This window comes from Mesorhizobium sp. M0615, from assembly GCF_040320805.1.
Taxonomy (GTDB): Bacteria; Pseudomonadota; Alphaproteobacteria; order Rhizobiales; family Rhizobiaceae; genus Mesorhizobium.
Map to the genome: position 1 here is coordinate 71,299 of NZ_JAMYQI010000012.1, position 19,335 is coordinate 90,633.

The window sequence follows — 19,335 nt, forward strand, 5'->3', positions numbered from 1 at the left end:
CTCGGCCTACTCTTCGTCGGTTCCGGATCCGGTCCGGATGCCTAGACGCCAGGCCGAGGGCGGAAGGCCGATCATCTTCTTGAAGGCGCGGCTGAACGCTGCCTCGGATTCGTAGCCGATTTCAGCGGCGATGCTGGCCATGTTGCTGGAGCCGGCGCTGAGCAGCTCCGAGGCGATCTGCATGCGCCATTTGGCGAGATAATGCATTGGCGGCATGCCGACCAGCCTGGTGAAGCGTTCGGCGAGCACGCTGCGCGACAGCGCGGAGTCCTTCGCCAGCGCCTCCACCGTCCAGTTATGCGCCGGCCGGTCGTGGATCAGCGCCAGTGCCCTCGCCAGGTGCGGATCGCGCAGGCCAGCCAGCCATCCCGTGGTTTGTGGCGGCAGCGATTCCAAGTAACGGCGCAACACGTCGACAAACATCAGTTCGCTCAGTTTGGTGAGCACCGTTTCACTGCCTGCGCGCTTTTGCGCCACCTCCGTGACAACGCTTCTATCCCTTGACGTAACCCATCGCCTCGACGATCAGCCCATCCGCGACGCGCATCAGATTGACGCCGCGGATGGAGTTGCCGCCGGCCATGAAGTAGCGCCAGCGGATCGTCGCCCGTTCGCCGGCGACGAAGGTTTCCTCGAGGTCGAAGCGCGTGCCGGGCTGGGTGGCGATCGCCGACCATAGGTCAATGCATGCCTCTTTGCCGGCATGGCGGGCGCCGTCCGGCGCCGGCACGGTGTTTTCGATAACGCAATCCTGCGCCACCAACTCGGCAAGCGCGGACGGATCGTGCAACTGGAACACATCGTTGAAGCGACGCATGATCTCGGCCGTCTGGCTAGAGTGGTCGCCCGGATGAATGCTCGTGATGCTGTCCTGGCTCATCTCATACCTCCTGGTTTTCATTGTTCCGTGGCAGTGGTGGCGGCCAGCTCGGCCTTGAGGGTGATGGTTGTAACGCCGGCCAAAGCGCGGGAGACAAGGCAGGTCGTCTTCGCCGTCTCCGCCATACGCTGGAATTCGGCAGGCTGAAGGCCGGGAATCTCTGCTTCCGTTTCGAGCTCGATGCGGGTGATCGTCGGCCCGGCGGCGGTCGCGCCGAGATGCACCTTGGCGACGGTGCGGATGGTGCGGGCGACGTGGCCTTCCTGGCCGAGGATGAAGGTCAGCGCCATCGAGAAGCAGCCGGCATGTGCTGCCCCGATCAGCTCTTCGGGATTGGTGCCCGGACCGTTCTCGAACCGCGACGGAAAGGAATAGGCGCCTTCGAAGACGCCGCTGCCAAGCCGCAGACGGCCGCCGCCTTCCTTCAGTGTGCCTTGCCATTCTGCGGAAGCTTCACGGATGGTCATGGTCGTTCTCCTGATTCGGGGTTGAAAAGCGGGCAATTGGGTCAGGCGCAGTCGATGACAACCTTCCCGAACACGTCGCCCTGCTGGAAGTGGCGGTACGCTTCGGGGGCTTCGGCAAAGGGGAAGACCCTGTCGATAACGGGCTTGAGGCGATGCTGCGACACGGCGCGCAGCATGGCTTCGAGATTGCTGCGGCTGCCGACGAACAGGCGGCTGATGGTGACGAGGCTGCGCTGATAAAGCGCTGCCGGCATCTCGATCGATCTGCCACTAGCGTCCTGCAGCGTCAGCAGCACGATGTGTCCATAAAGCGTGCTGGCAATCAGCGACTGCGCGAAGGTGGCCGGGCCGCCGGTTTCGACGACGAGGTCGATGCCGCCTGTCTGCTCGCGCGCCCAGCCGCCCCATTCCGGTATGTCGGTGCTGGAGACAACGAGGTCGGCGCCCAGCGCCCGCAGCCTGTCGGCCTTCTCCGCGCGCGATGTGATGGCGACAACCCGGCAGCCGAGCAACTTGGCGAACTGCAGAGCAAACAGCGAAACGCCACCCGAACCGATGGTGAGAACCCATTGACCAGGCTTCGGAATCCGGGTCCCGGTCACCGCGTTCCAGGCCGTCACGCCGGCGCAGGTCAGCGTCGCCGCTTCGTGCCAGCTCAGATGATCGGGCAGTCGCGCCGCCCATTGTTCGTCGAGCACGGCAAACTCAGTCAGCATGCCGTCCAGCGTACAGCCGAGCTGGTCGATCAGACCGGCATTGATGCGGCCATCGATCCAGCGGGCGAAGTAGCTGCCGGTGACGCGGTCGCCGACGGCAAAACGGGTAGCGGCATCGCCGATTGCGACGACGTCACCGGCGCCGTCGCTCAGCGGCACGATGCCTTGCCGCGGCGGCAACGGATAGGTGCCGCCAAGGATCATCGTGTCGCGCCGATTGAGCGAGGCGGCGCGGACTCGCACCACGATCTCATGCGGTTTCGGTTCCGTCCGCGCCTCGTCGCGCATCGCCAGGGATTCGGTTCCACCAAACCCTTCAAGACGGTAGCTGCGCATGTCACTCTCCTTGTAATATATAGACTGATTTACATATTATATAGACCGATTGTCATATTCTTGGCAAGGCCCTATAATGCGTCACTGCTGACAGAGGTTGACATGGCCAACGACACCCGCACCCGCATACTTGAGACCACAGGCCTGTTGCTCAGGCAGCGCGGCTATCGCGGCACCTCGCTCAACGACATTCTGGGCGCCAGCGGGGCGCCGCGCGGCTCGCTCTATTTTCATTTCCCAGGCGGCAAGGACCAACTGGTCATCGAGGTGACGCGCAACAGCGTTGCCGACGTCACGAAAAGGCTGGGCGAAGCACTGGCAGCCGAGAGCGATCCTGCAGTGGCCGTCCATCACATATACCAGTCGGTCGGGCGCATGCTGGAGGACAATGATTTTTCGCTGGGTTGCCCCATCGCGCCGGTGGTGCTGGATTCACCCACCGATGTGCCGGAACTGGCGGAACTCTGCCGATCGGCTTTCGAGCAATGGATCGGCTTGCTGCGACAGGCCTTTGTCAGGGCAGGAGTGCCCGAACGCCGGGCGCATGCCCTGGCACTGCTGGTCGAATCCTCGCTGGAAGGGCTGATGGTGATTGCGAGGGCCACCCGCGATCGTGGCCCGGTGCTGGTGGTGGCCGACGAGGTGGCGGCGCTTGTCGAGCAGGCGGTGCTTGCAGGCAAGGTTGCGCGGCAGGCGGACAGCGCCGCCTAACCATCCGCTTTCCAAAACAAAAAGGGCGCCTCTCGGCGCCCTTTCCGTATGCATAAGCCAGATAGCTTGGATTAGAAATCCATACCGCCCATGCCGCCCATGCCGCCGCCGCCCATGCCGCCAGGCATGCCGCCGCCAGCAGACTCCTTCTTGGGAGCCTCCGCGATCATGGCTTCGGTGGTGACGAGCAGGCCGGCGACCGAAGCCGCGTCCTGGAGAGCGGTACGAACGACCTTGACCGGGTCGACGATGCCCATGGCGATCATGTCGCCATACTCGCCGGTCTGGGCGTTGTAGCCGTAGGTCGCGCCCTTGTTGTCGAGGATCTTGCCGGCAACGATCGAAGCTTCAGCACCTGCGTTCGAAGCGATCTGACGGGCCGGAGCCTGCAGTGCACGACGAACGATGTTGATGCCGGCAGCCTGGTCGGCATTGACGCCGGTGACCTTGATGTTGGCCGAAGCGCGCAGCAGTGCGACGCCGCCGCCTGCAACGATGCCTTCTTCCACGGCCGCGCGGGTCGCGTTGAGGGCGTCATCGACGCGGTCCTTCTTTTCCTTGACTTCGACTTCCGTCGCGCCGCCGACACGGATCACCGCAACGCCGCCGGCGAGCTTCGCCAGACGTTCCTGCAGCTTCTCCTTGTCGTAGTCCGACGTGGTCTCTTCGATCTGCTGCTTGATCTGGGCAACGCGGCCCTGGATCTCGGCCTTCTTGCCGGCGCCGTCGACGATGGTGGTGTTCTCCTTGGAGATCGACACCTTCTTGGCGCGGCCGAGCATGTTGAGGCCGACATTCTCGAGCTTGATGCCGAGGTCTTCCGAGATGACCTGGCCACCGGTGAGGATGGCGATGTCTTCCAGCATGGCCTTGCGGCGATCACCGAAGCCCGGCGCCTTGACGGCGGCGATCTTCAGGCCGCCGCGCAGCTTGTTGACGACCAGCGTGGCCAGAGCCTCGCCTTCGACGTCTTCCGAGATGATAAGAAGCGGCTTGGAGGTCTGCACGACGGCTTCGAGAACCGGCAGCATGGCCTGGAGGTTGGACAGCTTCTTCTCGTGCAGGAGGATGTAGACGTCCTCGAGCTCGGCAACCATCTTGTCGGCGTTGGTGACGAAGTAGGGCGAGAGATAGCCCCGGTCGAACTGCATGCCTTCGACGACTTCCAGCTCGGTCTCGGCGGTCTTGGCTTCCTCAACCGTGATGACGCCTTCATTGCCGACCTTCTGCATCGCTTCGGCGATCATGGCGCCGACCGACTCGTCGCCATTGGCCGAGATCGTGCCGACCTGGGCAACTTCCTCGGAGGTCTTGATCTTCTTGGCAGCCTTGCCGAGAGCCGCGACGACTTCGGTGACGGCCAGATCGATGCCGCGCTTCAGATCCATCGGGTTCATGCCGGCGGCAACGGCCTTGTGGCCTTCCTGGACGATCGACTGCGCCAGAACGGTCGCGGTCGTGGTGCCGTCGCCGGCGATGTCGTTGGTCTTCGAAGCAACTTCGCGGACCATCTGCGCGCCCATGTTTTCGAACTTGTCTTCAAGCTCGATTTCCTTGGCGACGGTGACGCCGTCCTTGGTGATGCGCGGTGCGCCGAACGACTTGTCGATGACGACGTTGCGGCCTTTGGGGCCGAGCGTGACCTTCACTGCGTCGGCGAGGATGTTGACGCCGCGCAGCATGCGCTCGCGGGCGTCGCGGGAGAATTTTACGTCTTTAGCAGCCATTTTTTAGCTCCTGGCAGGGGGCTTGCGATCAAGCCCGAAATTAGTTGACGGTGAGGCCGATGATCAGCCGATGATGCCCATAATGTCGGATTCCTTCATAATCAGAAGGTCTTCGCCATTGAGCTTGACTTCGGTGCCCGACCACTTGCCGAACAGGATGCGGTCGCCGGCCTTGACGTCCAGCGGGACCAGCTTGCCGGCTTCGTCGCGAGCGCCGGAGCCGACGGCGATGATCTCGCCTTCCTGCGGCTTTTCCTTTGCCGTATCCGGGATGATGATCCCGCCGGCGGTCTTGGATTCGGATTCGACCCGGCGTACGACCACGCGGTCATGAAGCGGGCGGAACTTCGACTTTGCCATTTTTTCTTCCTCGAATGAGAACGGTGAGAGCTGTTCCTCGATCCGGCGGTGCCGGATGTGCGTTAGCACTCACCTGGGGAGAGTGCTAACGTCGCGCTGAAATAAGCGCGTGGCTTTCGAGAGTCAAGGCGAACGGTGAGCACAATTGTGCCAATTGGAGCCGTGCCGCGATCCGACGGCAGACCCTACCGGCGCCGCGGCGATTTAAGCACCAGAAGCGGACAGCGTTCAGCCAGCCCATAGGTCCCTGTCGGCGCGAGGCGGACACTGTCAAAAAACCGGCTCGCCTCTTCGACCAGCGTCGCCGCCGGGGCGAAACTGTAGACAGTCTGCGAATTCGCATAGACATCGATGGTGCCGATGACCGGCATCTCCCATCCGGTCGTCGCGGCAAGGGCCTCCCGGTCGGCAAACAGCGCATCGAAGGCGTCGAGGATCGCCCGCACCGGAATGGCGCGGTCGGGATCGCCGCCGGCACAAGCCATGGCAATGCGCCATTTGAGTTCGTGGAAGGTCGCGACACCACCGGACAGCGTCAGCGCCCGGACCTCCTGCAGATCGTCCGGCACCTGAGGGCTTGCATAGGCGCGCAATGCAGCCCGCCCACCGGACTTCAGCACACGCGCGATCTCGGCAAGCAGCGCCTGCCGTGCAACCGAGGAGTCCAGCGCCGACAGGCAGCCGTCGCCGATCACCGCCCCGGCGCTTTCGTCGCCCAGCGGCAACTCCAGCCAGTTGCCGATCACCGCCTTGCGTGAGGCGGTATCGCCCGGCCAGATGCCCGATATCATGGCAGTGGACTCGTCGATCGCGAGCATGGTCCTTCCGAGGCCGGCAAGCTCCGGCGTGACCCCGAGCAGCACCACATCGACTGATTGCAGGCTAAGTTCGCGCTCATAGGCGGCGACAGCTTCCGGGGGCGGACACAGCGGCGACCCGAGAAGCCGCCAATGACGGCGAATTGCGTCCCAATGCTCAGTCATGCGGAACGGTTTGGGGAAAGGCTGGACATATTTCCTTCCAGGCTGTTGGTTGCCTTTTGCGAGTTACCTCATGCAGGAAAGGCCATGGCCCGCATTGCCGTCATAACGCATGAATTTGACCGCTTCCAGAGCCGGCGGGGCCTCCTGCTGCGCCAGGACAGCCCCTACATGCTGTTCGACGTCCTGGCGGAGCTGAAACGGCGCGGTCACTCCGTGCAGATCATGCGTGGACCCTCGGCAAGTCATAACGCCGATATTGCCGTCCTGCATGTCGACGCGACGGTGACGCCATCGGACTATGTCGACTACGCGCGCGGATTTCCGATTTGTCTCAATCTTGGTGCAACCGACATTTCCAAGCGCCGCATCAGTGGTGCGATCCTCGAGGAGGGTGCCAACTGGAGCGGCCAGGTCATCGTCAAGAGCAACCTCAATCATTGGGGGACGCCCGAGGAGCAGCTCAACCGAAAATCCGTTCGCGCCGGCAAGGCAGTGCCTTTTCCGGGCGCGCAGACCTTCGACCGCTATCAGGTGCATGCCTCGCTGGCCGATGTGGCGCCGGAGATTTTCAGGCGTGCCGACCTGATCGTGGAAAAATTCATTCCCGAAATCGAGCCCGACGGGTTTGCGGCGCGGTTCTGGATATTCTGCGGCGATCGGGAGCGCTGCACCCGCTATGTCTCGCCGCAGCGCCTGGTCAAGGGCGACGACACCATCCGCCGGGAGCCGGTTGCGGTTCCCGACGAACTGCGCGCCTTGCGTCGGAAGCTGGGCTTCGACTATGGCAAATTCGACTTTGTCGTGCATGAGGGCAGGGCCGTGCTGCTCGATGCCAACAAGACCCCGGGTCGCGCCAGCAACCTGTCGAAGATCGTTGCCGCCGGCACCGCCAACCTGGCCGACGGCTTCGAAAACCTCATCCACCAGACCGGACGGGGTCGAATCGGGCGCTAGAGAAACAGTCCCAACTGCGTATGGATGATCGACCGGTAGTCCTCGATGGTGTGGCGGCTTTCCTCCTGGTTCTGGGTCAGCGCCATGCGCACGACGCCGCCGGCCAGCTGGAAGATCAGGAAAACCATACGGCCGAACTCATTGCGTCGCTCTGGCGCGAGAAAGGGGCCGACATGGTCGCAGAACATCGTCGCCTGGCGCCGGGTTTCGGCGATGTCGAGATTCTTCAGCGCCTTGTCAGCCTGTATGGCGTTTTGCAGGTCCTGAATGGCGGGGTCGCCGGCGACGCGCTCATAGTAGTCGTCGAGCAGCCGGTCGGCCGCCGCGATGACGTCGCCCAGCCCGCCAATGTCGGCGACGATCGCGGCAAGCCGAGAGCGGCTCACTTCGGAGAACCGCTCGTAGAGCATCGCCAGGATCGCCGACTTGTTGGGGAAGTAATGATAGACGGTGGCGATCGGCCCGCCGGCCTGTGCGCCGACTTCCTTCATGGTGACGGCGTCGATGCCTTTCTCGCCGATCAGCCGCATGGTCGTCGACAGGATGGCGTCGATGCGCTCGCGGCTGCGCTCCTGTTTGGGCCTGCGCCTCGGTTCGGTCGTCATCTGCACTGCTTCGTTCATGCCGCCATCCTCTCGATCGCCCAGACCATTCGATCGCCAAGACCATCCCCAGCCTTGTTGGTGCCAAGTCCCGCTACTGATTGACAAACGAATATGATCGAGTATCAGTTTCTAAATGCTGACAGACTGTCAGTTTTTTTGCCGTCAGGCAAGGACGTTGGGAGGCGACCGTGACTTCTGCTGGTAACGCGGATGCCGGGAACGGCGACTGGCTGGTCGGCAACCCCACTGGGGCGCAACTCGCCTCGGCATTGTGGATCGGCTCGGTCGGGCTGCTCATTCTCGGGCTGCAGCCGGTGCTTCTCGGCGCGCTCTACACCGAAGGGCATGTCAGCGGTGACGAACTCGCGCTGGTCGCCACGGCGGAGATGATCGCCATCGGCATCGGATCGGCGGCCATCGCCATGATGCTGTCCGCCCACAATATGCGCTTGAAAAGTGCCGTCCTTCTGCTCTTGCTGGCGCTGGCTAACTGCGCGACCGCCTATGCGCTGACCTCGACCTCGCTGATTGCCGCCCGCGCGGTGGCAGGCCTCGCCGAGGGTGGGCTGGTGGCGGTCGCCACGGAACTGATCGCCCGTTCACGCCGGGCCGAGCGCATCGGCGGCTTCTTCGTCACCCTTCAGACCCTGGCGCAATGCGCCCTTGCCCTGCTGCTGGCGCTTTACGTCATCCCGGCCGCCGGATCGGCGGGCGGCTTCATCGTTCTTGCCGTCGTCTGCATCGCCTCGGTGGCCGTCGCCTTCATCGTCCCGGATAGCTATGCCGACCTGCCCAAGGAGGAACAGTTCAGCAATGTGCTGACCGTTCCTTCGCTTGCCGCTTTGCTGTGCGTCTTCTGCTACTTCATGTTCTTCGGCTCGGTCTGGGCGTTTCTCGAGCCGCTTGGCGCACAATACGGCATCGATGGCCGCAGCGTCGGCCTGATCGTCTCGGCCAGCCTGGCATTGCAGGTGCTGGGCGCAATGACGGCTACCGTCTTCGAGGCGCGTATCGACTACCGCTTCGCCATCGTGGCGATCGGCGTGGTCGCCGTCGCCAGTTCCGTGGTGCTCGCCGGCAGCCCCGGCCTGACGGTTTTCTGGGTCGCGGCCTTGATCATGGGCTTCATCCTTCTGTTCATCGTGCCCTATCAGATCCGGCTGGCGATCACCGCCGACGAGACGCGCACGGCCGTGCTTCTGGTGCCGGCGGCCCAGCTTTTCGGTCTGGCGATCGGCCCGGTCGCGGCATCGCTGCTGATCGACGGCAAGGATTTTCGGCCGGTGCCGGAATTTGCCGCCGCCAGTGCTGCGGCCAGCGTTGTGCTGCTCGGCCTGTTCGTCCTGATCGCACGGCGCCGCCGCGCCATCGCCTGAGACACGACCGGGGGAGCATCTCCTCGATACTTGACTAAGTCAAATAAATGACCGATCGTTGATGGGCAGGAGGCTTCCCATGACGATCCATCATCAACCCGGCAAGGAACGCATCGACGCGGTGCGGGCTTTCAACCGCTTCTACACCCGCCAGATAGGTCTGCTCGACGAAGGCCTGCTGAAAAGCGCCTTCTCGCTGACCGAGGCGCGGGTGCTCTACGAACTGGCGCATCGCGATGGCCTGACCGCCAGCGATCTCATCCGCGATCTCGGCCTCGACGCCGGTTATGTCAGCCGGCTCCTGAAGAAGTTCGAGCACCTGCAGCTGATTGCGCGCGCGCCGCTGGCGTCGGATGCGCGGCAGTCGTCGATCACGCTGACGCCGGTGGGCCGGCAGGCCTTCGCGCCGCTGAACCGGGCTTCGCACGACCAGGTCGCGGCCTTGCTGGAGCGGCTTCCTGCTGCCGAACAGGACCGGCTGGTCAAGGCCATGCAGACGGTGCAGCAACTCCTGGGCGACAGCCCGGAGTCCAAAGTGCCGTATATGCTGCGCCCCTTGCAGGTCGGCGACATCGGCTGGGTGGTGCGCCGCCAAGGACAGATCTACGCACAGGACTATGGCTGGGACGAAACCTACGAGGCGCTGGTCGCCGAAATCCTCGGCGCCTTCGTAAAATCCTTCGATCCAGAATGGGAACGCAGCTGGATTGCCGAACGGCAAGGGGAGGTGGTCGGCTCGGTCTTCGTCGTGCGCAAATCCGACGCGGTGGCGAAGCTGCGCCTGCTCTATGTCGAACCATCGGCGCGCGGCCTCGGCATCGGCAAGCGGCTGGTTCAGGAGTGCATCGGCTTCGCCCGCGCCAGGGGCTACAAGACGCTGACCCTGTGGACCAACGACATTTTGACCGCCGCCCGGCACATCTATGAGAGTGCGGGCTTCAGGCTGGTGGACGAAGAGCGCCATCACGCCTTCGGCAAGGATCTGGTCGGCCAGAACTGGAACCTGGAGCTGTAGCGCCTTTTCACCGGAAGAAGGCAAGATCGCGCGCAAACGCTCTCACACTCTAACCGGAATCCATATCTCCAGCCCGCCATTGCCACTGCGCGGATCGAACTCCGGGCCGTAGCGTTCGAATTCGGGGCCGTCGGCTATATCGTGCCCCGAGGCCGGCAGCCATTTGTTCCAGATCGTGTTGACGGTGCGGCGGATCGTGGAGATGTGCTCGGCATGGGTGAACACGGCGTATTTCTGCGCCGGCACCCGCACCCGCGAAAGCTCCTTCGGCAGGTCCGAGAAATCCGAAACTTCGACGCCGGCGATATAGTCGAAATTGCCGGCATCGTCGCCGTTGACGCAGACGCCATAGGCGACGTCGCCGGTCTCGCCCGGAATGTTGCCGATATAGGGACCGAAGCGCTGCCACTGCATCGGAATAGCCGCGCTGGTTTCGCAGCTGTAGCGCTCGCCGAGGCCGGCAATGAGGAAGGGACGGCCGGTCTCGAAGCGCGGCGGCGGCAGTGAGGCGAGGAAGGACTGGTCCATCAGGATCGGCTCCACCAGGTCGAGATTGCTGAGGCTGCCCTGCGCGCGCACCAGTTCCGGCGTCGTGCCGAACTGATCGCGGAAGGCGCGGGTGAAGGCTTCGTGCGAGGCGTAGCCGGCATCGAGCGCGACCGCGAGGATGTCGGGCGCGCCGGAAGCCAGCTTGCGCGCCGCTTCGGTCAGCCGGCGCGCGCGCATATAGCCCATCACCGAACGGCCGGTGGCGGCGCCAAAGGCGCGCGTCACATGAAAGCGCGAGACGCCGCTGCTTTGCGCGACATCCTCAAGCGAGATCGCTTCCGGCAAATGGCTCTCGACAAACCACAGCGCTTTCTCGGTCGGGTTCATGAGTCTCCTCGCATTTGGCCACACCATGCTGCCGGCTTTTTGCGAGGCCAGTTTGATCGAAATTGCGCCTGTCGTAAAATCGAAGGGCGCTGGTCGACTGTGGCAGGTCACCATCGTGGAAAGCCGCTGCTGGGCGGCCTCGGCCTGGCTCGCTGGGACAATATCCGGGCGCGCTGGGTGCGGGCACCATCCTTGCCTTTGCCCTGTGGAACCACCGCCGGCTCGATGCCTTCCCCGCCGGCGAAAATGCCGCCGAAAGCCTAGATGTGCCGGTGGCGAGGACGCGCAAGACGACCTTTCTCCTCGCGGCGTTCTCGACGGCAATTCACGTCTCGGTCGGGAGGTCATCCGCAACCGTAATTGACTGTGCCATGACCGCATCTGCATGGCTGCCATCCCTCTTTTTCGGCTCTGGTGCAATGCGGCGCCTTGAATGGTAAGCACGCTTATAATATATACCGCTCATGGTTTCCGACGGCATAGATAGATTGGGCTTTTTGATCCACGACGTGCAGCGCCTCATGCGCAAGCGCTTCGAGGCGCGCGCCAGCGGTCTTGGCCTTTCCTCGGCACAATGGCGGCTTCTGGTTCGCGTCGCCAAGGAGGCCGGCGTCGCCCAGGCTCGCCTCGCCGAACTTCTCGAAATCGAGCCGATCAGCGTTTCACGCCTCGTCGACCGGATGGAGGAGGGCGGCTGGATCGAACGGCGCTCCGATGCAACTGACCGGCGCGTGCGCATGATCTTCCCGACAGCCAAGGCGAACGCGGCCTATGCCGAGGTCAAAAGCCTTGCCGGCGAAGTTTATGAGGAATCGCTGGTCGGCGTTTCGCCGGACGACCGCCGCGTCCTGATCCGGGCGCTGGACACCATCGTGCAAAACCTGGCGGACGGCGAGACGTCGTCCTTGAAGAGTACGGAAGGGGCAGCAGCATGAACGCGGCAGCCAAACTAGACGAGAATGTTACCAAGATCGAGACGCCGGCACAGCCGGCTGCCGAAGCGCCGGCACAGCCTGCTGCCGAAGCGCCTGCACAGCCGGCCGCAGCACCTGTCGCGGTGGCTCCCCCGGTTCAACCCGCTCCGACTCCGGTCAAGAAGCGCCGCATCGGCCGCCTGCTGCTGATGGTTGCCCTGCCAGCCGCGCTGGCCATTGGTGGCGGTTATGTCTGGGTGACCGGCGGCCGCTATCAGGAAACCGAGAACGCCAATTTGCAGCAGGCCAAGGTGTCGATCGCCTCGGACACCGCCGGCCGCATCGTTCAGGTCGGCATCTCGGACAATCAGCAGGTCAAGCAGGGCGATGTGCTGTTTGCCATCGACCCCGAGCCCTACCGGATCGCGTTGGCGCAGGCCGACGCGGCGGTCGCAGTCGCACGCGTCGGTATCGAACAGCTGCGCGCCGCCTACAGCCAGGCGCTGGCGCAGGAAAAGTCCGATGCCAGCCAGGTCGACTACGCGCAGTCGCAGTATGACCGCGCCGCCGACCTTGCCCAGAAGGGCATCAACGCCAAATCGTCGCTGGACGAGGCCAAGAACGATCTCGACAAGGCCAGGCAGCAACTGGCCGTTGCCGAGCAAGGCATCATCAGCGCCAAGGCGGCTCTCGCCGGCAATCCCGATATCGAGACCGACAAGCATCCGACGGTGATGGCCGCACTCGCCGCGCGCGACAAGGCCGCCTACGATCTGGCGCAGACCACGGTCAAGGCGCCGGCCGACGGCGTCATCAGCCAGGCCTCCTCGTTCAAGATCGGCCAGTATGTCGGTTCCGGCACGCCGCTGTTTGCGCTGGTCGAGACCGGCGACACCTGGATCGATGCCAATTTCAAGGAAACCCAGCTTACCCACATGAAGCCTGGCCAGAAGGCCGAGATCGTCGTCGACACCTATCCGGGCAGAACTTTCGAGGCCACCGTCAAGGCGATCGGCGCCGGCACTGGCGCGGAGTTTTCGCTGCTGCCGGCTCAAAACGCCACCGGCAACTGGGTCAAGGTCACCCAGCGCATTCCGGTGCGCCTGGAGCTGACCGATGCCGACGCCAAAATGGCGCTGCGCACCGGCATGAGCGCCTCGGTTACGGTGGATACCGGCGTGGCACGCGGGTTCCCCGCTATCTTCGGCCACGCCACCGCAGGCGAAGCACAATAGACTGTGAATGGACCGTGATCTCGAAAAGCAGGATCACGGCCCGGCAGAACGCCCGCCGCAGGCGAGGTGAAGTTGAGATGACAGGATCGGTCCGACGGCAGGTTGAACGAGGGGTGGATTGGACCGGGCCGCATTGCGGGCTGCCCAGAACCTGGACCATCTCGGCGCCCATCCTTCGGACCTTGGATTTCCGGGCGGCAAGCGCCTGATGTGTCGAGACCTTCGATCGATGTAACCCCCACATCGATAGATCGCGTCCCACCGCGATGAGGGTCTCTTCACCAGAGAAGGCCTCGCCGCCCGGAAACCTAGTGTACACGTTATTGTTACCTGTCGGAAGTTCCGCATCATGACCACACCAGAACCTTTCAAGGAAGTGCCGCATCGCGGCCTGATCACCGTGGCGCTGATGCTGGCGACGGTCATGCAGGCGCTCGACACCACGATCGCCAATGTCGCGCTGCCGACCATGACCGGCGACCTCGGCGCGTCGCCCGACAACATCAACTGGGTGTTGACCTCCTACATCGTTGCCGCCGCGATCATGACGCCGGTGACCGGCTGGCTGGCCGACCGCTTCGGCCGCAAGGAACTGTTCCTGGCGGCGGTTGTCGGCTTCACCGTGTTCTCGATGCTGTGCGGCATTGCCTGGAGCCTGGAGAGCATTGTGTTCTTCCGGCTGATGCAGGGCGTGTTCGGCGCAGCCATCGTGCCGCTGTCGCAGACCTTCCTGCTCGACATCAACCCCAGGGAACGCCACGGCCAGGCGATGGCCATCTGGGGCGCCGGCATCATGCTGGGGCCGATCCTGGGTCCGACGCTGGGCGGTTGGCTGACCGAGAATTTCAACTGGCGCTGGGTGTTCTTCATCAATTTGCCGGTCGGCATCATCGCCTTCCTCGGCATGGCAGCCTATTTGCCGGTCATTGCCCGGCGGATACGCAGCTTCGATTTCTTCGGTTTCGCCATGATTTCGCTCGGCGTCGGCGCACTGCAGCTGCTGCTCGACCGCGGCGGCGAGGTCGACTGGTTTTCCTCGGTCGAAATCTGGATCGAGCTTGCTCTTTCGATCACCGGCTTCTGGGTGTTCATCATCCACACACTGACGGCGGAACGTCCTTTCATCGACCCCAAGATCTTCCTCGACCGCAATTTCGTGACCGGTCTGGCCTTCATCTTCGTCATGGGCGTGCTGATCCTGGCCTCGATGTCGCTGCTGCCGCCGATGCTGTCGACCATCTTCGGCTATCCGACCGTGACCATCGGCGTCGTCCTGGGGCCGCGCGGTGTCGGCACGATGATTTCGATGCTTGTCGTTGGGCGGCTCATGAGCAGGATCGACGCCCGGATCCTCGTCGTCATCGGCTTTCTGCTCACCGCGCAGTCGCTCTACACCATGTCCTCCTTCACGCCGCAGATGGACAATTGGCTGATCCTCAGCTCCGGCGTCATCCAGGGCCTCGGCATGGGCATGGTGTTCGTGCCGCTGTCGACGGTGGCCTTCGCCACGCTCGACGTGCGCTTCCGCACCGACGCCACGGCCCTGTTCAGCCTGGTTCGAAATCTCGGTTCGTCGATCGGCGTGTCGGTGGTGACGGTTCTCATGGTGCGCAACACGCAGGTCAATCACACCGAACTGTCGGCTTTCATCAACCCGTTCAACCCCAATTTGTGGGCTGCCTCGCCGGCGGCAGCAGGCGGCGATCCGACGGCACTTTCGCAGGTGGACCGCATGGTCAACATCCAGGCGATGATGATCTCCTACGTCAACGACTTCAAACTGCTGATGGTGATGACGCTGGTTGCCATTCCGTTTGTCTTCCTGCTGCGCAAGCCGAAGACCGCTCCGGCCGGCGCGGCCGCTCCTGCCGCGCATATGGATTGAGGCGGGCGCCGGTAGCGCTGGCAGCAAGCTGGTTGCCCCTGATGATTTGTTGCTCGGATGATCGTCAAAACCCGCGTGTGCAAAAGAATATCGATAATGAGCCGTTGGAAGTTGATTTGAAATGACATTTGCACCTTTGGTATCTGGTTGCTGACGCCTCCAATTCCGTTACAGTTCATCTTGAATTAGCACATCTGTAACATTGTCGTCGACTTTCGTCTGGCACGACAGAGGCCCTTTCTTGTTTCAGGTGCCAAACCGGAGGAGGTCTGTTTGGTCACGAAGTCATCCAGAAGATCCGTCGGGGCGCGCGGGCCGGTGGGCGTAGCCGCATTGGCAAGACTGGCTGACGTTTCCTACGATACGCTCGAGGGAGAACTTCGCACGACCATTGCGGGTCTCGAAGGGCAGACCCTGCGCTTCGAGACTGCGATCGAGAATATTTCGCAAGGCATCTGCTTTTTCGATGCCGATGAACGGCTGATCCTGAGCAACCGGCGCTATGCGGAAATCTACCGCATTGCGCCCGAGGAATTGCGGCCTGGCGTGACACTGAGCGAAATAGTCGAACGCCGCGTCGCCGCCGGCACGGCGGCGACGGCCGCCGACACCTATCTCGCAACGGCTCGCTCGATCAATTCGGGCAAGGCTTCGCGGCTCTGGACCGCCAAACTTGTCGATGGTCGCACAATCCAGATCCGTAACCAGCCCATGCCCGATGGCAGTTGGATCGCCACGCATGAGGACATCACTGAACTCCTCGCCAATCGGCAGATCGTCGACGAGCGCATTTCGCTGCAGGCGCTGATCGACTGGGTGCCCGATTATCTCTGGGTCAAGGATACGCAAAGCCGTTTCGTCGTGGTCAACAGCGCCCTTGCGACCGATAGCGGCCGCAACAAGACCAGCGACATGATCGGTTTGACCGATTTTGATCTCCACCCCCCGGAAGTTGCGCGGAAATTTCGCCTGGTCGAGCAGCGCCTGCTCAAGAGCGGACAACCAGTGATCGACGCGGAAGAGTTTGTCGTCGATGCGTCGGGGAGCGGCAAATGGCTTTCGTCGACGAAGGTGCCGTTGCGCAATCGCCAAAATGAAATCTTCGGCCTGGTTGGCATTGCCCACGACATCACCGCCCGCAAGCAGGCGGATGTCCTTCGCAGCGGGCAGGCGCAGATCCTCGAAATGATTGCCACGAGCGCGCCGCTGGAGGACGTGCTCGACCGCCTCATGCGCTTCGTCGAGGCTCAGTTGAAGGGGATATTCGGTTCCGTCCTGCTGCTCGACAAGGACGGCGTTCATTTGCGTCACGGTGCGGCGCCGGGCCTGGCGAAAGCCTATACGAGCGCCATCGATGGGGCGGCCATCGGTCCCAAGGTGGGATCCTGCGGAACCGCCATCTACCGGCGGGAACCGGTCATTGTTACCGATATTCTGCAGGATCCGCTTTGGGACGATTACCGCGAACTGGCGGCAGCCCATGGCTATCGTTCGTGCTGGTCAACCCCGATCCTGTCGCATCGGGGCGTCGTGTTGGGCGCCTTTGCCATGTATTCGATGACCGTGCGCGAACCCACCCATGCCGAGACCCGCCTGATCGAATTCACCACACACATTGCCGGCATCGCGATCGAGCGCAAATTGGCGGAAGACCAGATCCACTTCATGGCCAACCATGATGCGCTGACCGGCCTGCCCAATCGCGCTTTGCTGGAGGATCGGCTTTCCCAGGCGGTCCTCTACGCGCAGCGATACAATCGCTGGATGACGGTGGTGTTCATCGATCTCGACAATTTCAAACTGGTGAACGATACGTTTGGCCACAATGCCGGCGACGAACTCCTCAAGACCGTCGCCAGCCGTTTGGTTGGATGCGTGAAGGCCACCGACACCGTCGTGCGGCTTGGCGGCGACGAATTCGTCATCGTCCTGTTCGACCAAACCACCAATGTCGATGTGGTCTCGGAAACCCTGCAGACGATCAGGGATGCGATCGCGGAACCGGTTCTTGTCGGAGAGCATCGGCTGAGAACGACGGCCAGCATCGGCATCGCAAATTACCCGAAGGACGGGACCAGCCCGGATACGCTGTTGGCCAATGCCGACGCCGCCATGTATCGCGCCAAGGAATTCGGCCGCGACAATTTCCAGTTCTATGCCCCGGAGTTCAACTCAACGGCACATGAAAAATTCCTGCTTCAGGAGGAATTGCGAAACGCGCTCGCCCGGTCGGAATTCGCTCTGCATTATCAGCCACAGGTGGATCTGCGATCGGGGCATGTTTTCGCCGTCGAAGCGCTGGTGCGCTGGAACCACCCGACGCGAGGCCTGGTTTCGCCGGCGATGTTCATCCCGACCGCCGAGGAGACCGGGCTGATCGTGCCGCTCGGCGACTGGATCCTGCACGAAGCCTGCCGGCAGAACAAAGCCTGGCAGCGCGCCGGTCTGTCGCCCGTAACCGTCTGCGTCAACGTGTCGGCGCGGCAGTTCCGGGAGAAGAACCTGATCGACCGCGTCGTCAACGCATTGAAGGAAAGCGGCCTGGAGGCGAGGTATCTCGAGCTCGAAGTGACGGAAAGCCTGATCATGCAGGATTTCGAGCTGGCGGTCGCAACGATGAACGGACTGCAAAAGCTCGGCGTGCAGATATCGATCGACGATTTCGGAACAGGCTATTCCAGTCTCAGCGCTCTCAAGACGTTTCCGGTGGCGCGGCTGAAGATCGACAAGTCCTTCATCAACGATCTCGCGACCGACGAGAACGATCAAGCGGTCACTGGCGCCGTGATTTCCCTGGGGCAGAAGTTGAACCTTCGGGTGCTGGCCGAAGGTGTCGAAACGGAAGACCAGGTCGCCTTCCTGGGCAAGAACAATTGTGACGAGGTGCAGGGCAATTATTTCAGCAAACCCCTGTCGGCTGGGGATATCGGCGAGCTGATCGCGAAAGGCTGACGGCTGGCTCGCGCCGCAACCGCTGGCTGCTATTTTCCGAGCACCAAGCTCCAGTAGCGGATGGCGCTGTCGCGTCCGTCGCGTACATAGGCGAGGCCGAAGCGGCTGAAATCCGGATCGAGCATGTTGCGGCGGTGGCCAGCCGAATGCATCCATATGTCGAACAGTTTCTGCTGGTCGAAGCGGCCCTCGGCGATGTTCTCGGCGGCGGCGCCCCGCACGCCATTGTCCTTCATCCGCGACGCGAAATCCTTTCCCCAGCCCGTCGTGTGGCTCATGCGTTCGCGCGAGGCCATATAGCCGGCCTGCTGCAGAGCGGCCTGCTCGAGCTGGGCGTCCGGCACCAGCGCCGGCAGTCCGGCCGAAGCTCGGATGCCGGCCAGCGCCGCGGTGGCCGAGGACGACACACCGGCGCCTTCGCCGGTCGGCACCGAGACCGTGCTGCAAGCAGCGAGGCCAGCCATGGCTGCAAGGCCGATCAGCAGCAGGCGCCTGTTTGGTTTTGGACTTGCTTCGCCAGAGCGGGTTTGCGCGAGCGGATGATTGGTGGTGCAGATCATTGTCATGCCTGCCTGACTTAGCGGCGATCATGGCTTTTGCCGGGCAGGGCTGCGAAAATCTCAATCGCTGGCCTCCGTGCAGGTTCGGCCGGCCGATTCGAATGGGAAGGTCGGCGGCCGATGTAGTCTCGGCGCGCTGCGTCCGATCAGCGTTGCGCGTCGGTCGCCATTTTAAGCGCCAGCGCGGCAAGCACCGTGCCCATCATCCAGCGCTGGATGACCATCCATAGCGGCCGTCCGGCAAGAAAGGTGGCGATCGAACCGGCCGTTACCGCGATGATGGCATTGACGGTCAGGCTGATCGAGATCTGCGTGGCGCCGAGCACCAGAAGCTGCGACAGCACATGGCCGTTGCCCAGCGAGATGAACTGCGGCAGCAGCGACAGATAAAGCACCGCCACCTTGGGATTGAGGAGATTGGTCATCAGGCCCATCGCGAACAGCTTGCGCGGCCTGTCCCTCGGCAGTTCGCGCACCTGGAACGGCGAGCGCCCGCCGGGCCGCACCGCTTGCCAGGCGAGCCATAGTAGATAGAGCGCGCCGGCAATGCGCAGTGCGTCGTAGGCAAACGGCACGGCAAGCAGCAGCGCGGTGATGCCCAGTGCAGCCGATACGACATAGAACAGAAAGCCGACCGCCACGCCGCCGAGCGAGATCAGCCCGGCCTTGGGGCCTTGCGACAGCGAGCGCGAGATCAGGTAGATCATGTTCGGCCCGGGCGTCAGCACCATGCCGAGGCAGACCAGCGCGAAGGCGAGATGGTTGGCGGTTTCGGGCACGAGC

19 protein-coding genes and 1 pseudogene are annotated in these 19,335 nt (G+C 63.0%); 9 read left to right on the forward strand and 11 right to left on the reverse strand.

Going from position 1 to position 19,335, the window contains the following annotated elements:
* Positions 1-6 precede the first annotated feature (6 nt).
* From NKI46_RS22220 to NKI46_RS22235, 4 genes are read right to left on the reverse strand one after another with little or no spacing between them, the layout of a single operon-like run.
* A complete protein-coding gene (locus tag NKI46_RS22220; RefSeq protein WP_196813781.1) occupies positions 7-447 on the reverse strand; it encodes a helix-turn-helix transcriptional regulator in 441 nt (146 codons plus the stop codon).
* A gap of 46 nt (positions 448-493) precedes the next feature.
* Positions 494-880 (reverse strand): nuclear transport factor 2 family protein, encoded by a 387-nt coding sequence (locus NKI46_RS22225; protein WP_023705714.1) that lies wholly within the window; start codon positions 878-880, stop codon positions 494-496.
* 17 nt (positions 881-897) lie between these two features.
* Entirely contained in the window at positions 898-1,347 is a 450-nt protein-coding gene (locus tag NKI46_RS22230; RefSeq protein WP_023705715.1) for an OsmC family peroxiredoxin, read from the reverse strand.
* A 41-nt stretch (positions 1,348-1,388) separates the two neighbouring features.
* A complete protein-coding gene (locus NKI46_RS22235) occupies positions 1,389-2,399 on the reverse strand; it encodes a zinc-dependent alcohol dehydrogenase family protein (RefSeq protein WP_023747753.1) in 1,011 nt (336 codons plus the stop codon).
* 102 nt (positions 2,400-2,501) lie between these two features.
* Between NKI46_RS22235 and NKI46_RS22240 the strand changes: the two genes are divergently transcribed.
* Positions 2,502-3,110: a TetR/AcrR family transcriptional regulator gene (locus tag NKI46_RS22240; protein WP_023709381.1), complete on the forward strand. Its 609-nt coding sequence runs from the start codon at positions 2,502-2,504 to the stop codon at positions 3,108-3,110.
* Between the two features lie 71 nt (positions 3,111-3,181).
* On the opposite strand, the gene groL is transcribed toward NKI46_RS22240, so the two are convergent.
* From groL to NKI46_RS22255, 3 genes are all read right to left on the reverse strand, one after another.
* On the reverse strand, positions 3,182-4,837 hold the full coding sequence (groL, locus tag NKI46_RS22245) for a chaperonin GroEL (protein WP_023709705.1): 1,656 nt from the start codon (positions 4,835-4,837) through the stop codon (positions 3,182-3,184).
* Positions 4,838-4,900: 63 nt separating this feature from the next.
* On the reverse strand, positions 4,901-5,197 hold the full coding sequence (gene groES / locus NKI46_RS22250) for a co-chaperone GroES (RefSeq protein WP_006203049.1): 297 nt from the start codon (positions 5,195-5,197) through the stop codon (positions 4,901-4,903).
* A gap of 185 nt (positions 5,198-5,382) precedes the next feature.
* On the reverse strand, positions 5,383-6,180 hold the full coding sequence (locus NKI46_RS22255; RefSeq protein WP_352747925.1) for a class I SAM-dependent methyltransferase: 798 nt from the start codon (positions 6,178-6,180) through the stop codon (positions 5,383-5,385).
* Between the two features lie 84 nt (positions 6,181-6,264).
* Between NKI46_RS22255 and NKI46_RS22260 the strand changes: the two genes are divergently transcribed.
* Complete coding sequence (locus NKI46_RS22260; RefSeq protein ID WP_352747928.1) at positions 6,265-7,134, forward strand: hypothetical protein; 870 nt, start codon at positions 6,265-6,267, stop codon at positions 7,132-7,134.
* Here the strand turns inward: NKI46_RS22260 and NKI46_RS22265 are convergent.
* The gene (locus NKI46_RS22265) at positions 7,131-7,757 is read right to left on the reverse strand and encodes a TetR/AcrR family transcriptional regulator (protein WP_023734263.1); all 627 of its coding nucleotides are present in this window, start codon (positions 7,755-7,757) and stop codon (positions 7,131-7,133) included. The genes NKI46_RS22260 and NKI46_RS22265 overlap by 4 nt on opposite strands.
* Before the next feature lie 170 nt (positions 7,758-7,927).
* On the opposite strand from NKI46_RS22265, the gene NKI46_RS22270 reads away from it, so the two are divergent.
* A complete protein-coding gene (locus tag NKI46_RS22270; protein WP_023734262.1) occupies positions 7,928-9,115 on the forward strand; it encodes an MFS transporter in 1,188 nt (395 codons plus the stop codon).
* 79 nt (positions 9,116-9,194) lie between these two features.
* On the forward strand, positions 9,195-10,130 hold the full coding sequence (locus NKI46_RS22275) for a bifunctional helix-turn-helix transcriptional regulator/GNAT family N-acetyltransferase (protein WP_023829490.1): 936 nt from the start codon (positions 9,195-9,197) through the stop codon (positions 10,128-10,130).
* A gap of 42 nt (positions 10,131-10,172) precedes the next feature.
* Here NKI46_RS22275 and NKI46_RS22280 read toward each other — a convergent pair whose 3' ends face one another.
* On the reverse strand, positions 10,173-11,006 hold the full coding sequence (locus NKI46_RS22280; protein ID WP_023829491.1) for an AraC family transcriptional regulator: 834 nt from the start codon (positions 11,004-11,006) through the stop codon (positions 10,173-10,175).
* Positions 11,007-11,135: 129 nt separating this feature from the next.
* Here NKI46_RS22280 and NKI46_RS22285 point away from each other — a divergent pair.
* The 5 genes and pseudogenes from NKI46_RS22285 to NKI46_RS22305 all read left to right on the forward strand — a co-directional run.
* Positions 11,136-11,344: pseudogene (locus NKI46_RS22285) on the forward strand (iron chelate uptake ABC transporter family permease subunit); the annotation flags it as partial.
* A 126-nt stretch (positions 11,345-11,470) separates the two neighbouring features.
* On the forward strand, positions 11,471-11,941 hold the full coding sequence (locus NKI46_RS22290; protein ID WP_023705728.1) for a MarR family winged helix-turn-helix transcriptional regulator: 471 nt from the start codon (positions 11,471-11,473) through the stop codon (positions 11,939-11,941).
* Entirely contained in the window at positions 11,938-13,155 is a 1,218-nt protein-coding gene (locus NKI46_RS22295) for an HlyD family secretion protein (protein WP_023821182.1), read from the forward strand. The genes NKI46_RS22290 and NKI46_RS22295 overlap by 4 nt, the downstream gene beginning before the upstream one ends.
* Positions 13,156-13,504: 349 nt before the next feature.
* The gene (locus tag NKI46_RS22300; RefSeq protein ID WP_023694754.1) at positions 13,505-15,040 is read left to right on the forward strand and encodes a DHA2 family efflux MFS transporter permease subunit; all 1,536 of its coding nucleotides are present in this window, start codon (positions 13,505-13,507) and stop codon (positions 15,038-15,040) included.
* 333 nt (positions 15,041-15,373) lie between these two features.
* Positions 15,374-17,992, forward strand: coding sequence for an EAL domain-containing protein (locus tag NKI46_RS22305; RefSeq protein WP_352747932.1), 2,619 nt, complete (start codon positions 15,374-15,376; stop codon positions 17,990-17,992).
* A 29-nt stretch (positions 17,993-18,021) separates the two neighbouring features.
* On the opposite strand, the gene NKI46_RS22310 is transcribed toward NKI46_RS22305, so the two are convergent.
* Together NKI46_RS22310 and NKI46_RS22315 are read right to left on the reverse strand one after the other, a co-directional pair.
* The gene (locus tag NKI46_RS22310) at positions 18,022-18,552 is read right to left on the reverse strand and encodes a CAP domain-containing protein (protein WP_502896833.1); all 531 of its coding nucleotides are present in this window, start codon (positions 18,550-18,552) and stop codon (positions 18,022-18,024) included.
* 146 nt (positions 18,553-18,698) lie between these two features.
* Positions 18,699-19,331 (reverse strand): LysE family translocator, encoded by a 633-nt coding sequence (locus NKI46_RS22315; protein WP_352747934.1) that lies wholly within the window; start codon positions 19,329-19,331, stop codon positions 18,699-18,701.
* Between the last annotated feature and the right edge of the window lie 4 nt (positions 19,332-19,335).

Excerpts from the sequence above, each read along its gene's own strand:
- NKI46_RS22295 (WP_023821182.1), top strand. The coding sequence starts at position 11,938 with ATGAACGCGGCAGCCAAACTAGACGAGAATGTTACCAAGATCGAGACG.
- NKI46_RS22290 (WP_023705728.1), top strand. The coding sequence starts at position 11,471 with ATGGTTTCCGACGGCATAGATAGATTGGGCTTTTTGATCCACGACGTG.
- NKI46_RS22255 (WP_352747925.1), bottom strand. The coding sequence starts at position 6,180 with ATGACTGAGCATTGGGACGCAATTCGCCGTCATTGGCGGCTTCTCGGG.
- NKI46_RS22265 (WP_023734263.1), bottom strand. The coding sequence starts at position 7,757 with ATGAACGAAGCAGTGCAGATGACGACCGAACCGAGGCGCAGGCCCAAA.
- NKI46_RS22235 (WP_023747753.1), bottom strand. The coding sequence starts at position 2,399 with ATGCGCAGCTACCGTCTTGAAGGGTTTGGTGGAACCGAATCCCTGGCG.
- groES (WP_006203049.1), bottom strand. The coding sequence starts at position 5,197 with ATGGCAAAGTCGAAGTTCCGCCCGCTTCATGACCGCGTGGTCGTACGC.
- NKI46_RS22230 (WP_023705715.1), bottom strand. The coding sequence starts at position 1,347 with ATGACCATCCGTGAAGCTTCCGCAGAATGGCAAGGCACACTGAAGGAA.
- NKI46_RS22240 (WP_023709381.1), top strand. The coding sequence starts at position 2,502 with ATGGCCAACGACACCCGCACCCGCATACTTGAGACCACAGGCCTGTTG.
- NKI46_RS22300 (WP_023694754.1), top strand. The coding sequence starts at position 13,505 with ATGACCACACCAGAACCTTTCAAGGAAGTGCCGCATCGCGGCCTGATC.
- NKI46_RS22280 (WP_023829491.1), bottom strand. The coding sequence starts at position 11,006 with ATGAACCCGACCGAGAAAGCGCTGTGGTTTGTCGAGAGCCATTTGCCG.
- NKI46_RS22225 (WP_023705714.1), bottom strand. The coding sequence starts at position 880 with ATGAGCCAGGACAGCATCACGAGCATTCATCCGGGCGACCACTCTAGC.
- groL (WP_023709705.1), bottom strand. The coding sequence starts at position 4,837 with ATGGCTGCTAAAGACGTAAAATTCTCCCGCGACGCCCGCGAGCGCATG.
- NKI46_RS22260 (WP_352747928.1), top strand. The coding sequence starts at position 6,265 with ATGGCCCGCATTGCCGTCATAACGCATGAATTTGACCGCTTCCAGAGC.
- NKI46_RS22275 (WP_023829490.1), top strand. The coding sequence starts at position 9,195 with ATGACGATCCATCATCAACCCGGCAAGGAACGCATCGACGCGGTGCGG.
- NKI46_RS22310 (WP_502896833.1), bottom strand. The coding sequence starts at position 18,552 with ATGATCTGCACCACCAATCATCCGCTCGCGCAAACCCGCTCTGGCGAA.